This is a genomic window from Streptomyces sp. NPDC039423, from assembly GCF_055598725.1.
In genome coordinates this window covers 152,395-168,070 of the sequence record NZ_JBVKAH010000001.1, presented here as the reverse complement: position 1 = coordinate 168,070, position 15,676 = coordinate 152,395, and the positions used below count along the sequence as shown (strand labels likewise).

Here is a 15,676-nt window from a genome sequence, read left to right as displayed (position 1 = left end):
GTCCCGCCCCAGCGTATGCGCGTGGGGTGGAACAGATTCTTGTCAACAGGAGCCCACGAAACGGCTCTTGGCCGCTATCGTGGTACGGAAGCTTGCGGTCACAACCTGGTAGGGGGAAACCGTGGCGCTGAAGCCCGAGCCGACCGCGCCGTTCCATTCGGTGCAGTACGCCCTGCGTGTTCTCGAAACGATCTCCAGGCACGGTGGCGGGGTGACCGACGTCCAGATCGCACGCGAGACCGGGCTCCCGGCGGGCCACCTGACCCCGCTGCTGCTCATGCTGCGCCGCGAGGGGTACGTCGAGCAGGTCAGCGACGGCGCCTACGTCGTGGGCGACTCCCTGGTGCTGGTGGGCTCCGGCGCCACCCGCCGCGAGGCCCTGGAGAGCAAGCTCCAGGAGACGCTCACCGAGCTGCGCGACTCGGTCGGCGCCGCCGTCTACATCAGCCGGTACATCGACGGCGAAGTCAAGATCACACAGATGGCGGACGGCCCGCACACCCCCAAGGTGAACGAGTGGGTGGACTTCCGTTCCGCCGCCCACGCCAGCGCCGTCGGCAAGTGCCTGCTGACCCAGCTCGACCAGAACGGCCGCCGCGACCACCTCTCCCGTCACAAGATCGCCCGGCTCACCTCCCGGACGATCACCAGCGAGAAGGTGCTGTTCTCCAAGCTGGACAGCCAGCCGCCGACCGTCCCCGTGCTCGACCTCCAGGAGTACGCGGTGGGCACGGTCTGCGCGGCGGTTCCGCTGACCGCCGGATCGGCCGTCGGCTGCCTCGCCCTCTCGCTCCCGATCGAGCACGCGCACCGGCTGCGCTCGGCGGCGGACACGCTGAACCGCAGAGCCGCGCCGGTGGTGCTCTCCCTGGCGCTCTAGGGAGTGGACACGACCCAGGGCGAAACACGCCGCTAAACCTTTCGGGCGCCGATGTGAGCCAGCTCACGGCCGAGTGGTCGGGAGCGCCCTGCGGACCGGGTAGTATTAACTCTGTCAGCAGGCGCCGCTAGCTCAGTTGGTTAGAGCAGCTGACTCTTAATCAGCGGGTCCGGGGTTCGAGTCCCTGGCGGCGCACAGACGGAAGAAGCCCCTCGCGGAAGCGGGGGGCTTCTTCGTGTCACGGCGCGCGGCGGCCGGAGCGGGATCGCCCCCGCTCGTGCCTGCTCAGGCGCGGAGGAAGGCCAGGACGGCGAGGACCCGCCGGTGGGTGTCCCCGGCCGGAGGCAGGTCCAGCTTCCCGAGGATGTTGCCGATGTGCTTGCCGACGGCCGCCTCCGTCACCGACAACCGGCGGGCGATGGCGCCGTTCGAGTGGCCTTCCGCCACCAGGGCGAGCACCTCGCGCTCCCGGGGGGTCAGCGCCGCCAGTGGATCGCGGTGACGGCGCAGAAGCTGGCGGACCACTTCGGGGTCGACGACCGTGCCGCCCGACGCGACCCGGGTCAGGGCGTCCAGGAACTCCTCGACCTGCCCGATCCGGTCCTTGAGCAGGTAGCCGACCCCGGTGCCGTCGCCGGACTCCAGCAGCTCGGCCGCGTACGCCCGCTGGACGTACTGGCTGAGGACCAGCACCGGCAGGGCGGGGCGCTCGGACCGCAGCGCCACGGCCGCCCGCAGCCCCTCGTCCCGAAAGCCGGGCGGCATCCGGACGTCGGTGACCACGACGTCCGGATCGTGCTCGACGACCGCGCCCTGCATGGCGGCGGCGTCACCGACCGCCGCGACGACCTCGTGGCCGAAGCGCTCCAGGAGCCCGGTCAGCCCCTCGCGCAGCAGCACGCCGTCCTCGGCCAGGACTATTCGCAGAGGGCTCGGCACGGGATCTCCACTCGCAGCACGGTCGGCCCGCCCGGCGGGCTGTCGAGCGCCAGTGTGCCACCGAGGACGGCGACGCGGTCGGCCAAGCCGGTCAGGCCGGTGCCCCGGGAGGCGTCGGCGCCGCCCCGGCCGTCGTCCCCGACCTCCATGCGCAGCAGGGCGCCGGAGTGCCGGGCGGTGAGCCGGGCGCGGGCCGCGCCGCTGTGCCTGCCGACGTTGGCGAGCGCCTCGCGGGCCGCGAAGTAGGCGGCGCTCTCGACGGGCTGCGGCAGGCGCGGCAGGTCCACATCGGTGGCGACGGGGACGGCCGACCGGTCGGCGGCGTCGGTCAGGGCGGCGCCCAGGCCGTAGTCGGTGAGGACCTGCGGATGGATGCCGTGGATCAGTTCGCGCAGCTCGGTCAGGACCTGTCCCGCCTCGTCGTGCGCCCGGGCGAGCCGGTCGGCGAGCGGACCGGGCGGGGCGTCGAGCCGGGCGAGGCCCAGCGTCATGGTGAGGGCGACCAGCCGCTGCTGGGCCCCGTCGTGGAGGTCGCGCTCGATGCGCCGGCGCTCGGCCTCGAACGCGGCGACCAGGCGGGCGCGGGAGCGGGTGACCTCGCCCACGCGGCGGCTCAGCTCGGCGTCGCGGGGCGCCAGGAGCAGCCGGGTCAGGGCGGCGCGGGCACCGGCCAGGGCGCCCAGCGGGTACAGCAGGGCGGGCAGCAGGAGCAGCCCGCACAGGGCGGCCGCGAAGGCGGCCGGGTAGGTGGTGACGAGCGGCCCCTTCAGCACCCGTACCTCCTGGCCGTCCAGCGCGAGGAGCGCCGGGGTGGCCATCAGGGCGAGCGGCGCGCCCAGGGCCACGGCGAGCGCGAGGAGTTCCAGCGGCCACAGGACGCAGCCGTGCAGCAGCGCGTACGCCAGTTCCCGCCAGGTGGCCTGCTCCCCCGCCCGCACCCGCAGCCAGGCCCGCAGGCCCGGTTCCCCGGGTGTCCGGTGCGGGTCCTCGGCCGGTTCGGTGTCGACGAGCCGCAGCCGCCGCCGCTCGACGCCGCCGAGGGCGACCCCGGCGAGCAGCAGCGGCGGCAGGCCGACGAGCACCGGCGAGGAGGCGGCCGACACCAGCAGGACGGCGGCCAGCGGGAGGCCGACGAGCACGCCGCCCGCCAGGTAGCCGGCCGACCGCCAGGGCCAGCCGCCGCGCAGGTAGTCGCCCCTGGTCAGGGCCTGCCAGGGCGTACGGGGATCCATGGGGACCACGGTAGGCGCCGGGCTCACGGCGCCACCATGGCCCCAGCGGGTGTACGCGGGGTGGGGCAGGCCCTACCGGGGGCGGAAGGAGCGTTCCTGTCCGGCCGTCAGAACTGCACGTCGGAGCAGGCGTAGAAGGCGTTCGCCGTGTCCGCGACGGTCCAGACGGCCAGGATCAGGTGCTTGCCGGTCTTCCCGGCCGGGATGGTGCCCTGGTGGCTGAGCGTGGACGGCGGCTGCTGGGCGTTGTAGGGGACGGTCAGGAACGGCTGGGGGTCCAGGGCGGCGCGGGTGAGCGGCGCCGTCCGGTTCCAGCCGTCCTTGGTGATGTAGTACCTGAAGTCGGTGGTGCGGTGCCGGGCGGTGAACTGCCAGCGGAAAGTGAAGGACTGACCGCCGGTCACCCTGGTGGCGGGCCAGTTGCCGCCGCGCGGGTCGTCGAGCTCGGCGAACTGCCCGTTGCCGCCGGCGCAGATCCGGCCGTCGGCGGGGCCGCCGGCCGGGAAGCCCTTGGGCCCCTCGACGGACTGGGGCTCCCACTGGATGTTGCCGCAGTTGGTGACGGTGCCGTTGGCACAGAGCTTCTGGCGGCTGATGGGCGAGTCGGTGTAGCCGTGGCTGCTGGCGCTGCCGGCGGTCAGCAGGGAGGCCCCGGTCACACCGAGGGCCACCACGGCCGTACCTATCTTGTGTCGCATGCTGTCGCTCCAGGTGGAGGTGGGGGACGTTCCATGAGCCGTGCTGCACGCGTGCGCGGGGATCCGGTCTAGACCAAGTCCCAATGTATGGACGCCACTTGAACATGTCCATACCAATCACGGGCCTTCGACCGGACCACTCCGCCCCGTGTAGAAGGCCACCGTCAGGTCCTTGACCAGCGCCTTGCGGTCGTAGTCGTCCAGCTCGACCAGACCACGCGTGGTCAGCCGGTGGACCATGTCGTCCACCGCGTCCACCACCGAGGTGAGCACCGTGTCCCGGTGCTTGGCGTCGATGGCCGCCACCCGGCGCCGCTGCATCGCGGCGGCGATCTCCGGCGCGTACTCGATCCGGGTCGGCTGCGCCGAGAAGACGTCGATCCCGACCGGGGCGCACTCCGCCGACAGCATCCGCGTCAGCGCCTCCCCCACCACCTCCGCGTCCCGCAGCGTCATCGGGGCGTCCTCCGGCACGGGGTTGCCCCCACCCGAGGCGGGGTCGGAGGCGGCGTCGGCGGGGAGCCGGGACAGCACCCGGGCCAGCGCCGACTCCACCTGCTCGCGCAGGTACCGCTCGTGGTCCGCCACCCCGAGCGCCGCCCGCACCGTGTCCCGGATCCGCCACACCACCAGCACCACCACCCGCAGCGCCGTGCCGTGCGCGTCGACCGCCGGGAGCGGCTCGCTGCGCCAGTGCCGCAGCCGTACGTCGACACGGCGGCGCAGCAGCAGCGGGCTCACCCACATGAGCCCCGTGCGCCGCACGCTGCCCCGGTAGTCCCCGAAGAGGGTGAGGACCCAGGCGTACCCCACCCTGCCCCGGACGAGCCCGCCGAACGCGAAGAGCACCACCAGCACGCCCAGCGCGAGCACCGCCCAGACCCCGAGCGGGATCCCGTGGTACGGGCGGGACGGCAGCCCCAGCATGCCGGTCACCGCCGGCGGCACCGCCCCCGTCCACCAGGGCACCGCCGCGCACCCGGCCAGCGCGACCGTCCCGGCCGCCACCCCGGCCCACCCCGGCAGCACCGGCCCGGGCCGCTCGGCCAGCTCGGGGTCGGCCGCCGGGGCGGACCGCCGGGCCGGCGCGGGCACCCGCACCGGGACCCGGCCGGCGGGCCGCGCCCCGGAGGCGGCCCGGTCCCGTACGACCGTGACCGGCCCGGTGGTCACCGTCCCCGGGTCCGCCTCGGTGTCGTCCCGGAACAGCAGGTGCACCGGGATCGGCCCGGTGGTCTCGTTCCCGATCACCGGGACCCGCCGCCCGGCCGTCGTCCCGCCGCCCTCCGGCGTCGCCGTACTCAACCCTGCCTCCTCGTGATCCGTCATCGGAACAGCCGCCGCCAGGTCTCGGGCCCCGGGTAGCCGTTGGCGGCGGCTCCGCGCCAGCCCTGGGCCCGCTGGAACGCCTCGACGTTCCGCCGGTCCGCCTCGCCCCAGCGCGGCCCGGGGCCGGAGCGGTAGTGGGCGCCGAAGCCGCGCTTCACCAACTGGCGCCCGAGCCGCTCGACGTGGTCGCTCGACCGCCCGGGCCTGAAGTGCGCCCGCCCCGGGAAGGGCGGCGCCGGGGCCCCCGCGCCGGAGCCGGCCGGGATGTCCCGGCCTTCCCCGGTGACCAGCAGCCGCCAGGTGTGCGGCCCGGGCAGCCCGTCCGCGTCCCGCCCGATCCAGCCCTGCGCCCGCTGGAAGGCCCGGGTCGCCCTCCGGTCGGCCTCGCCCCACCGCGGTCCCGGCCCGGACCGGTAGAACCGCTTGCCGCCCCGCTCCACGAGCATCCGTCCGAGCCGGGTGACGTAGCGGTTGTCCGCCCCCGGCCCGAAGGAGCCCGGGCCCGGGTAGGCGACCGACGCGCCGGGGCTGCCGGGGTTGCCGAGGGCGCCGCCGCTCAGGCCCTTGTAGCGGTAGGCGACGTACCGGCCGGCGTTCGTCCAGTACGCCATGGGGGTGGCCAGCCGGCGGGCGTGCGGCCGGGTCTGCTCGTAGGCCGTGTAGGAGGTGTGCGTGTAGTCGGTCCAGCCGCCGAAGAGGGTGACGTGCGAGCCCCGGTTGGGGTCGGCCGGGTTGTGGAAGAGCAGGATGTCGCCGGGCTGGAGTTCGGAGTGGTCCAGCCGGACGCCGAACCGGTCGAGGGAGCCGGTCCATTCGTTGCCGGCGAGGTTCCAGGCCATCGAGACGAAGCCCGAGCAGTCCTGGCGGTACCCGTCCGTCCAGTACTTCTCCATCGAGTACGGGACCTTCGCGGCGACCCAGCGCTTGGCGCGGTTGATGATCTCGGTCCGGGTGGACGCGCGCAGGGCGGGGGCGGAGACGTGCCCGCTCGCCGGCCCCGCGTGCGGTCTCCCGTGCAGCGGCCCGGCGCCGCCCTGCGGGGTCGGGGTGTCCGGTTCATCCCGGTCTCGCACGGGCCCGGCGGCACCGGCCCCCAGGGGTCCCGCGGGACCGGCCGGGTGGGTGACGGCGGCCGCGCCGCCCGCCCCGGCCCCGCCGCCCAGGGCCACCCCGGCGGCAGTGAACAGGACCAGGGCGCGGCGGGCACCGTGTGCGGCGGGGTGGCCGCCGGCCCGCACGGCCAGGCGGAGGGCCGTCTCGCGGCGCTGCCGGGCGCAGCCGGCGCAGGGACAGTCGGCGGCGGGTTCGTACTCCTCGAAGACCGGTACGGCTGCCATGCGGGTCCCCTCCAGGTTCTTCCGGTACTGCGGTACGGGCGCCAGTGTCGCAACTGTCCCGACATGTCGCATTTTGACGGTTGAAAGGGAAAAAGCTGCCAGCCGACAGGCCGGGCGCGGCCCGGCGATCGGGACCCGCCGGGGCCCGCCGGGACCCGGCGGTCCGGACCACCCCCGGACATCGGGTAAAGTTGTGCAGGTCAGCAGGCGCCGCTAGCTCAGTTGGTTAGAGCAGCTGACTCTTAATCAGCGGGTCCGGGGTTCGAGTCCCTGGCGGCGCACGCGAGGCCGAGGCCCCCTCACCACGAGTGAGGGGGCCTCAGTCGTGCTCTCGCTGCCATACGGCACCCGAAGCACGCATATGCCCGGTAAGCGGTCCTTTTCGCCCTTGCGATCAAGCGGGGCGGCCGTAGACCCTATCCTGGAACCGGTGCGCCTCAATGGGGCATGTGGTTCGTGCAGTTGGCGGCAGTCGCGGGGGGATGCCCCGGTTGCGGGGACCGCAGGGCGGGGGCCCCGTTCACGCACGCGGTGCCGTGACAGGCATCATGCAACCGGAAGGTCGTCGTTCCATGTCTTCACGGACGGCGGCCTGCCACTGACACGTCAGGACGCGCCGGTCCAGGGGGGACCGCGCTCCGGACGAAGGAACACGACCAAACACGCAGCCAGCATGCGTGCGGGGGGAAGACTCATGACGTCGACGCCGAGCGGCGCCCGGCAGGACAACGACCCGTCCCACACCACCCAGCTCCGGGTTCCCCCGCAGCTCCGGAGCGGCGGGGCCCGGCAGCGCGCCGCCGCCAAGCCGCTGCCGCGCTACGACTACGAGCACTACAGCCGGCTCGCCGGACCCCTCACCCAGCCGGACCCGAACAAGCCGTACACGGTGCAGTACCGCTCCCTGATCTCGCAGGAGCCGCACCGCATACGCGTCGCGCTGATGCTCGCCGCCGCCCCGGTGCTGTCGCTGGTCCTGCTGGTCTGGCTGCTCCAGCCGTCGCACTGGACCGAGCGCGACTACCCCGCGTTCGACTGGCTGCCGGCCCTCGACATCGTGATGCTCGTCTCGATCGGCCTGATCGAGTTCTTCCGGTGCATGAACGTCCTGTCGAACGCGCACGCGACGCTGGTCGCCCGCGACCCCGTCCCGGTCGTGCCGGAGTCCGGCACCCGGGTCGCCTTCCTCACCTCCTTCGTCCCGGGCAAGGAGCCCCTGGAGATGGTGACGAAGACGCTGGAGGCCGCCGTCAGGATCCGGCACCGCGGCCTGATGCACGTCTGGCTGCTCGACGAGGGCAACGACCCGGAGGTCAAGGCCGTCTGCGAGCGCCTGGGCGTGCACCACTTCTCCCGCAAGGGCATCGACAAGTGGAACCAGCCCACCGGCCCCCACCGCGCCAAGACCAAGCACGGCAACTACAACGCCTGGCTGGACGCGCACGGTGACAAGTACGACTTCTTCGCCTCCGTCGACACCGACCACGTGCCGCTGCCCAACTACCTGGAGCGCATGCTGGGCTTCTTCCGGGACCCGGACATCGGCTTCGTCATCGGCCCGCAGGTCTACGGCAACTACGACAACTTCGTCACCAAGGCCGCCGAGTCGCAGCAGTTCCTCTTCCACGCCCTGATCCAGCGCGCCGGCAACCGCTACGGCGCGCCCATGTTCGTCGGCACGTCGAACGCGGTGCGCATCACGGCGCTCAAGCAGATCGGCGGCCTGTACGACTCGATCACCGAGGACATGGCGACCGGCTTCGAGATCCACCGCCACAAGAACCCGGCGACGGGCAACAAGTGGCGCTCGGTCTACACCCCGGACGTGCTCGCGGTCGGCGAGGGCCCCAGCGCCTGGACGGACTTCTTCACCCAGCAGATGCGCTGGTCGCGGGGTACGTACGAGACGATCCTCAAGCAGTACTGGAAGGGCTGGTACTCGCTGCCGCCGAGCAAGCTCTTCAACTACACGATGATGATCATCTTCTATCCGATGTCCGCCCTGAACTGGATCCTCGCCGCTCTCAGTTGCGCGCTGTTCCTGGGCCTGGGCGCCTCCGGCGTGAACATCGACCCCACCGTGTGGCTGATGCTCTACGGCAACGCCTCCGCGCTCCAGATCGGCCTCTACGTCTGGAACCGCCGGCACAACGTCTCCCCGCACGAGCCGGAGGGCTCCGGCGGTGTCGCGGGCATGCTCATGTCCGCACTGTCCGCGCCCCTCTACGCCAAGGCGCTGATCGACTCCGCCCTCCGCCGCAAGAGCAAGTTCGTGGTCACCCCCAAGGGCGACTCGGCGAGCCCCGACAGGTGGTTCGGGACCTTCCGCTACCACTGGTACTTCATCGGGATCTTCGGCGCCTCCATCACCGCCGGCTTCGTCTTCGGGCACTCCCACCCCGCGATGATCATCTGGGCGACCTTCGCCACCCTGATCACCGCGACGCCGATCTTCGTCTGGCGGCACATGCTGCGACAGGAGAAGAAGAAGCGCCCCGCCCGGCACGGAGCGGGCCGGCCGCCGCAGCCGCCCACCCCGGCCGTGGACCCCGCGCAGCCGCCCACCCCGGCCGTGGACCCCGCGCAGCCGGCCGGCCCGAGCTGGGCCGAGCAGAACGACACCATGCAGATCGCCCTTGGGGGACGTAACAAATGAGCAGCCTGCCCGTCCGGCCGAACCACCGGAGGAACCGCGCCCGTCGCATCCTGATAGGCACGGCGGTGGTTGCGGTGGTCGCCGGGTTCAACGGGCCGGCCCTGTACCGGTACGGCTCGGAGAAGTACCACGACTACACGATCAACAAGCCGGAGTACAAAGCGGCCAACGGCCACTGGGACTTCCTCGACGTCCCCTCCGAGTTCCGGATCAACACCATCCACGCGGCACTGCTGCACACCGGCAAGGTGCTGCTCGTGGCGGGCTCCGGCAACAACCAGAAGAACTTCGACGCGAACAAGTTCGAGTCGGTCCTGTGGGACCCGAAGACCAACGGGTTCAAGAAGATCCCCACGCCCAAGGACATGTTCTGCTCCGGGCACACCCAGCTCCCCGACGGCAAGCTGCTGATCGCCGGCGGCACCAAGCGGTACGAGAAGCTCCAGGGCGACGTGACGAAGGCCGGCGGCCTGATGATCGTCCACAACGAGGACCCGGACAAGCCGATCACCCTGCCCGCCGGTACCCGGTTCACCGGCAAGGCCAACGGCAAGACGTTCGTCTCCAAGGACCCGGTCCTGGTGGAGAAGGCCGAGAAGATCTTCGACAAGACCACCGGCCGCTTCCAGCGCACCCAGCCCGGACTGGGCCGGATCTACGTCGAGGCCGAGGAGTCCGGCAAGGAGTTCGAGACCGGCACCGAGGACAACTACAAGGTCGAGGGCCTGACCGGCAAGGACGCCCGCAACGTCTACGGCATGGCGCAGAAGCTCGCCCTCGACAAGAAGGACTTCCAGGGCATCCGCGACGCCTTCGAGTTCGACCCGGTCGCCGAGAAGTACGTCAAGGTCGACCCGATGAACGAGGCGCGCTGGTACCCGACGCTGACCACGCTCAAGGACGGCAAGGTCCTCGCCCTGTCCGGCCTCGACGAGATCGGGCAGATCGTCCCCGGCAAGGACGAGATCTACGACCCGAAGACCAAGACGTGGAAGTACACCGGCTTCGAGCGCCGCTTCCCCACCTACCCGGCCATCTTCCTGATGGACAACGGCAAGCTGTTCTACTCCGGCTCCAACGCCGGGTACGGCCCGGCCGACATCGGCCGTGACCCGGGCGTCTGGGACCTGGGGAAGAACACGTTCGAGAAGATCCCCGGCCTGAGCGACGCCGACAAGATGGAGACCTCGGCCACCGTCATGCTGCCGCCCGCCCAGGACCAGCGGTTCATGGTCATCGGCGGCGGCGGGGTCGGCGAGTCGGAGAAGTCCAGCGAGAAGTCCCGCCTGGTCGACCTCAAGGACCCGAAGCCGCGCTTCAAGGACGGCGCCTCCCTCGACCGGGGCACCCGCTACCCGAGCGCCTCGCTGATGCCGGACGACACCGTCCTGGTCACCGGCGGGTCGGAGGACTACCGGGGCCGCGGCGACTCCAACGTGCTGGAGGCCCGCACCTACGACCCGAAGTCGGGGACGTACACGCGGGTCGCCGACCCGCGGGTCGGGCGCAACTACCACTCCGGCTCCGTGCTGCTGCCCGACGGCCGGGTGATGATCTTCGGTTCGGACTCGCTCTTCGCCGACAAGGCCAACACCAAGCCGGGCGTCTTCGAGCAGCGCATCGAGATCTACACCCCGCCCTACCTCTACCGGGACGCCAAGCCCAAGGTCACCGGCGGCCCGGCGAAGATCAAGCGCGGCGGCAGCGGGGTCTTCACCACCCCGGACGCCGCCAGGATCAAGACGGCCAAGCTGATGCGGCCCAGCGCCGTCACCCACGTCACCGACGTGGACCAGCGCTCCATAGCCCTGGAGGTGAAGAAGACCGCCGGCGGCATCGAGGTCAAGGTCCCCAAGAACCGCGCCCTGGTCCCCTCCGGCTGGTACATGCTCTTCGTCACCGACGACAAGGGCACGCCGTCCGAGGCGGTCTGGGTCGAGGTCCCGTAGGTCCCCGGGTCCCGGCGGGACCGGCGGCAGGCATGAGGAAGGGGCGCCCCCGGCGGGGGCGCCCCTTCCTCGTGCGGGTCCTACTTGGTGTTGCGGGCCAGTTCGAGGGCGTACTCCGGGAACCAGTCGCCCGCCTTCGGGCCGCCCTTGCAGTCGCCGTCCGACTCGCCGGGGCGCTTGATCCACAGGTACGCGTCGACCAGCGGGTCGCCCGTTTCGGTGGTGGGCGTCTCGCCGAGGGCCCGGCCCGGCGGGTTGCACCAGTTCTCGGCGGGGTCGCCCTTGGTGTAGGGGCCGTTGCCGTTGCGGCTGGTGTCGATGACGAACGGCTTGCCGCCGACCTTCGCCGACACCTTCTTGCCGTACACCTTGCTGGCCTCGGTCGTCTGGAAGTTGGCCACGTTCACCGCGAAGCCGTCGGCCTTCTCGACGCCCGCCCACTTCAACGGCTCGAATATCTGGTCGGGCTTGCCCCAGCCGGCGTTGCCCGCGTCCAGGTACACCTTGGTGTTCGGCAGCTTCTTCAGCCGCTGGACGGCGCCCTTGAGCAGGTCGTACCGCTCCTCGTGGTACTGGTCCTCGGTGCAGCCGTCCACCATGTGCATCACCGCGTCCGGCTCCACGATCACCGTGGCCCGCCGGTCGCCGATGCCGTCGGCGACCTTGTCCAGCCAGGCCCGGTACGCGTCACCGTCGGCGGCACCGCCCGCGGAGTGCTGCCCGCAGTCGCGGTGCGGGATGTTGTAGAGGACCAGCACGGCGTCCCGGTCGGCCTTCGTGGCGGCCTCGGTGAAGCCGCGGGCGTCCTCCTCCGGCTGCTCCGTACCGACCCACTCGCCCACCGGCTGGGACGCTATCTTCTTGATGAGCTCGGCGTCCGCCTTCTTGCCGTCCCGCAGGTAACTGCCCACCTGCTGGGCCGCCTTGCTGCCGGGGTTGACCCAGAACGGGTCGGTCGCCTTCGGCTGCTGCCCCAGGCTGGGCCCCGCCTCCGGCTCCTTGCCGGCGCCGGCGTCGGGGGAGGTGCAGCCCGCCAGCAGCAACGCCGCCGCCGCGCCCACCCCCAGCGCGACCGCCCTCACGCGGGCACGCCCGGTGCAACTGCCGTACATCCACTCCCCCTCGGGTGCGCTCTGCGCGGGGCCACCCCCCAGGCGCCCCTCTCCCGGACAACCCGGTCCAATCCATCCTGACACACCGGTCCTGACAGCCACGAGGGCGGCCGCCCCCGGTCGCTCCCGGTGCGCGGGCGGCCGCCCCCGGGTGGTGCCCGGTGCGGGGGCGCCCGGTGCGGGGGCGCCCGTCATCCGCGGCGGGGTGCGTCACCCGCGCCCGTCAGGTACGCGGAGACCACGACGTTCGCCGTGTAGGCGCCGGCCTCCCGGTCGAAGGTGCCGCCGCAGGTGATCAGGCGCAGTTCGGCGCGGCCCTCCCGGCGCTGCCCGTAGGCCTTCCTCGGGTCGAACTCGTGGCGGGCGAAGACCTGGACGTCGTCGATGGTGAACTCGGCGACCGAGCCGTCCGCCCGGGTCACCTCGACCCGCTCGCCCGGCCGGGCGGAGCTCAGCCCGTAGAAGACGGCCGGCTCGGTCTCGGTGTCGACGTGCCCGACGAGGAGCGCGGCCCCGTCGCTGCCCGGCTTCGTCCCGTCGCGGTACCAGCCGACGGTGTCCGCCGTCCCGTACGGCGGCGGGTCTATCGCGCCGGCCCCGTCCAGGCCCCTCGGGACGACGGGCGCGGTGATGCCCAGCGACGGGATCTCCAGGCGCTCGGGCTCGCCCGGCGCCAGCGGCGGGCGGGCCGGCGGCAACGGCACGCCCAGGGGGCGGCCGACGGCGGCGACGTCACCGGTGGTCGGGGCGGACAGGCCGCCGGGGCCGGCCGCGATGTCCTTGCCCCACAGCCACAGGCCCAGCAGCAACAGGGCCCAGGCCACGCCGGTGAGCAGCCGCCCGTGACCGGCGGCGCGCGGTGCGGTGGACACGGTCAGTCCGCGCCGCTGCGGCGACGGCGGCGGGTGCTGCGGAACGCGACGGCGACCGCCGCGACCCCCGCCAGCACCAGGCCGACCACGGTGTGCGAGGTGCTCGGCCCCTGCTCCCCGGTGACGCCCCGGGGCGCGTCGGCGGCCATGACCGCGGCGCCCCCGCCGCCGGCCCGGACCGGGGCGATCGGGCTGGGCGGGGCGTGCCGGGCGACGTGGATGGTGCCGACGTCGTGGTGGTCGCGCCCGTCGCAGTGCACGGTGACCGGGTACGTACCGGAGTCGAGGTGGGACTTGACGGTGGCGCCGCCCTTCAGCGGCCGGCCCTTGCCCTCGTGTCCGGACAGCTCGGCGTCCGCGACGAACGCCCGGGACCTGACCCAGCCGTGTCCGCCGTGGCAGCCGTGGACCTGGACGTCCACGTCCCCGCCGGGCTCGCTGGTGGCCGGGACGACCAGGACCGTCACCCTCTCCCGGTGCTTCCCGCCGTCCCGGTGCTCGTCGCCGTCACCTGCGTGGGCGGGCCCCGTGGCCAGCGTCAGGACGGTGGCCGTCGCGGCGGCCGTCCCCGCGGCACGGAGAGCAAACAAAGCTGAACGCATCGTGAACCTCCTGCACAGAAGATTCACCCGGTTCGGTGCTTCCCGCATCCGCAGGGATCGGCGTTCACCCGGTCAGACGGCTGGTGACCTGGGCCGATGGGCGCGGACGAGGCTCAGACACGATCGACCAGATCGGCGATCGAGTCGACGATCGTGGAGGGCCGGAAGGGATAGCGGTCCACGTCGGCGGGGGTGGTGAGGCCGGTGAGGACGAGGAACGTCTCCATACCCGCTTCGAGGCCCGCCAGCACGTCCGTGTCCATCCGGTCGCCGATCATGGCGCTGGTCTCGGAGTGGGCGCCGATGGCGTTCAGCCCGGTGCGCATCATCAGGGGGTTCGGCTTGCCCGCGAAGTAGGGGTCCTTGCCGGTGGCCTTGGTGATCAGCGCGGCGACCGAGCCGGTGGCGGGCAGCGGGCCCTCGGTGGACGGGCCGGTCTCGTCGGGGTTGGTGCAGATGAACCGGGCACCGGCGTTGATGAGGCGGATCGCCTTGGTGAGGGACTCGAAGCTGTAGGTGCGGGTCTCGCCCAGGACCACGTAGTCGGGGTCGTGGTCGGTGAGGATGTAGCCGATGTCGTGCAGGGCGGTGGTGAGCCCCGCCTCACCGATCACGTACGCCGTGCCGCCGGGCCGCTGGTCGTCGAGGAAGCGGGCGGTGGCCAGGGCGGAGGTCCAGATGTTCTCCACCGGCACGTCCAGGCCCATCCGGGCGAGGCGCGCGTGCAGGTCGCGCGCGGTGTAGATGGAGTTGTTGGTGAGGACCAGGAAGGGCCTCCCCTCGTCCCGCAGCCTCTTGATGAAGGCGTCGGCGCCGGGGATCGGTACGCCCTCGTGGATGAGGACGCCGTCCATGTCGGTGAGCCAGGATTCGATCGGCTTGCGCTCTGCCATGGGGCGGGACTCCTGCCGTACAGGTACATGCATGCGTGCTGGGGACGCCGCGACAGCGCTGTGGCGACGCCCCCAGCCTAATCAGGATGTCGCCGTCTTCACCCGGTCGATCATGCGGTACCGGTCGCCGGGCGGCGCGGGGCCGGGTCGTGCGCCGCGTATGACCCGCCGTCAGCCGCACGGGCGGGGTCCTGGCGGCCCGTCAGTCCTTGCGGTCGCGGAGACGGCCCGCCAGGGCGAGGGTGCCGGCGCCGAGGAGGAAGGCGAGCACCGAGGCGCCGGCGACGATCAGGACGTTGCGTCCGGTGCGGGGCAGTTCCTCGGCGAACTCGCTGGCGGGCTCCTCGTCCACGAGGGAGAACCGGTAGTCGGCGGAGTCGCCCACCCAGTCGCCGTCGCCGCCGCGCCGCTGGACGATCGCGGCGTTGACGGTGATGGTGTCGGGCCGGGCGTCGGAGGTGAAGGCGAGCCGGACGGGCACGGTGACGGTCCGGCCGGGCGGCACGGCGAACCCGCGGAAGGGGGCGGCCCCGCCGCGCGCCGGGGGCCGGGCGGGGCCGCCGGTGCCGTCGTCGAGGACGCCGACGAGTTCGCTCTCGTCGGTCCGCTCGACGGTCACGGGGTACTGGCGGCCGCTTCCGCCGTCCTCGTAGAACTCGAGCTGGATCTGACCCGGCTCGAGGGTGCGGGCGCGGTCGGTGAAGACGATGACGGGGTGGATGTTGGCGCAGGGCTCGGCGGTGGTGTTGGTCAGCTCCACGTTCCAGGTCCGGAACCCGCCGCCGGGCCGGTAGGCGGCGGGGCCGCCGGTGATGCGGGTGCGGATGGGGAAGTCGGCGGCGGTGGGGCTGCCGCAGGTCGGCTGCCGGTCGGGAACGGCGGCCTCGAAGGTCACGGTGCCGTCCCTCCAGGGAGCCGTCCGGGCCGGTGCCGCCGCGGTGAGCGCGAGGACGGCGACGGCGACGGCGGCGACGGGGGCGGAGACGTTGCGCAGTCGCATGGGGAACCTCTGGCGGCCGGCGGACGGTCGTACGCCGAGAACCTCCCACGCCGCCCCGCCGCCGCACCCCTGCCCGGGCAACGTCCCGCCGTACGGCGGCAGCCATGCCCCCGATCGGCCCAGCGCCCGCGCCCGGCACGGGGCGGGCGGCGCCGGCGGACGGGGCCGGGAGTCCCC

General features: G+C 72.6%; 13 protein-coding genes and 2 tRNA genes. 5 read left to right on the top strand and 10 right to left on the bottom strand.

The genetic code is table 11. The annotated features are described in order from the left end of the window. Nucleotides 1-121 precede the first annotated feature (121 nt). Together ACZ7LK_RS00755 and ACZ7LK_RS00750 are read left to right on the top strand one after the other, a co-directional pair. On the top strand, nt 122-880 hold the full coding sequence (locus ACZ7LK_RS00755) for an IclR family transcriptional regulator (RefSeq protein ID WP_392274510.1): 759 nt from the start codon (nt 122-124) through the stop codon (nt 878-880). Between the two features lie 121 nt (nt 881-1,001). Beyond that, nucleotides 1,002-1,075, top strand: a tRNA-Lys gene (locus ACZ7LK_RS00750). Nucleotides 1,076-1,165: 90 nt separating this feature from the next. On the opposite strand, the gene ACZ7LK_RS00745 is transcribed toward ACZ7LK_RS00750, so the two are convergent. The 5 genes from ACZ7LK_RS00745 to ACZ7LK_RS00725 form a co-directional block, all read right to left on the bottom strand. Beyond that, complete coding sequence (locus ACZ7LK_RS00745) at nt 1,166-1,819, bottom strand: response regulator (RefSeq protein WP_392274509.1); 654 nt, start codon at nt 1,817-1,819, stop codon at nt 1,166-1,168. Beyond that, nucleotides 1,798-3,051 (bottom strand): sensor histidine kinase, encoded by a 1,254-nt coding sequence (locus tag ACZ7LK_RS00740; RefSeq protein ID WP_471137745.1) that lies wholly within the window; start codon nt 3,049-3,051, stop codon nt 1,798-1,800. Before ACZ7LK_RS00740 ends, ACZ7LK_RS00745 begins: the two co-directional genes overlap by 22 nt. A 107-nt stretch (nt 3,052-3,158) precedes the next feature. Continuing rightward, nucleotides 3,159-3,749 (bottom strand): lytic polysaccharide monooxygenase auxiliary activity family 9 protein, encoded by a 591-nt coding sequence (locus ACZ7LK_RS00735; RefSeq protein ID WP_392274507.1) that lies wholly within the window; start codon nt 3,747-3,749, stop codon nt 3,159-3,161. A 117-nt stretch (nt 3,750-3,866) separates the two neighbouring features. After that, nucleotides 3,867-5,054 (bottom strand): SPFH domain-containing protein, encoded by a 1,188-nt coding sequence (locus ACZ7LK_RS00730; protein ID WP_469463810.1) that lies wholly within the window; start codon nt 5,052-5,054, stop codon nt 3,867-3,869. A gap of 20 nt (nt 5,055-5,074) precedes the next feature. Next, nucleotides 5,075-6,415, bottom strand: a complete 1,341-nt coding sequence (locus tag ACZ7LK_RS00725; protein WP_471137744.1) for a peptidoglycan-binding protein — start codon at nt 6,413-6,415, stop codon at nt 5,075-5,077. A 207-nt stretch (nt 6,416-6,622) separates the two neighbouring features. Between ACZ7LK_RS00725 and ACZ7LK_RS00720 the strand changes: the two genes are divergently transcribed. The 3 genes from ACZ7LK_RS00720 to glxA all read left to right on the top strand — a co-directional run bounded on the left by ACZ7LK_RS00720 (nt 6,623) and on the right by glxA (nt 11,020). Continuing rightward, nucleotides 6,623-6,696, top strand: a tRNA-Lys gene (locus tag ACZ7LK_RS00720). A 413-nt stretch (nt 6,697-7,109) separates the two neighbouring features. Continuing rightward, the gene (locus ACZ7LK_RS00715; protein WP_392274504.1) at nt 7,110-9,071 is read left to right on the top strand and encodes a glycosyltransferase family 2 protein; all 1,962 of its coding nucleotides are present in this window, start codon (nt 7,110-7,112) and stop codon (nt 9,069-9,071) included. After that, nucleotides 9,068-11,020, top strand: a complete 1,953-nt coding sequence (glxA, locus tag ACZ7LK_RS00710; RefSeq protein ID WP_392274503.1) for a radical copper oxidase GlxA — start codon at nt 9,068-9,070, stop codon at nt 11,018-11,020. The genes ACZ7LK_RS00715 and glxA overlap by 4 nt, the downstream gene beginning before the upstream one ends. An 80-nt stretch (nt 11,021-11,100) precedes the next feature. Here glxA and ACZ7LK_RS00705 read toward each other — a convergent pair whose 3' ends face one another. From ACZ7LK_RS00705 to ACZ7LK_RS00685, 5 genes are all read right to left on the bottom strand, one after another. After that, nucleotides 11,101-12,132 carry a glycoside hydrolase family 6 protein gene (locus tag ACZ7LK_RS00705; RefSeq protein ID WP_392274502.1) on the bottom strand — a complete coding sequence of 344 codons (1,032 nt, stop codon included), beginning with the start codon at nt 12,130-12,132 and terminating at the stop codon, nt 11,101-11,103. A gap of 191 nt (nt 12,133-12,323) precedes the next feature. Continuing rightward, nucleotides 12,324-13,010, bottom strand: coding sequence for a class F sortase (locus tag ACZ7LK_RS00700; protein WP_471138590.1), 687 nt, complete (start codon nt 13,008-13,010; stop codon nt 12,324-12,326). Further along, entirely contained in the window at nt 13,007-13,606 is a 600-nt protein-coding gene (locus ACZ7LK_RS00695; protein WP_471137741.1) for a hypothetical protein, read from the bottom strand. The genes ACZ7LK_RS00700 and ACZ7LK_RS00695 overlap by 4 nt, the downstream gene beginning before the upstream one ends. A gap of 113 nt (nt 13,607-13,719) precedes the next feature. Further along, nucleotides 13,720-14,499: an HAD-IIA family hydrolase gene (locus ACZ7LK_RS00690; RefSeq protein ID WP_392274500.1), complete on the bottom strand. Its 780-nt coding sequence runs from the start codon at nt 14,497-14,499 to the stop codon at nt 13,720-13,722. A gap of 202 nt (nt 14,500-14,701) precedes the next feature. Continuing rightward, entirely contained in the window at nt 14,702-15,499 is a 798-nt protein-coding gene (locus ACZ7LK_RS00685) for a hypothetical protein (RefSeq protein ID WP_469463806.1), read from the bottom strand. Nucleotides 15,500-15,676 lie beyond the last annotated feature (177 nt).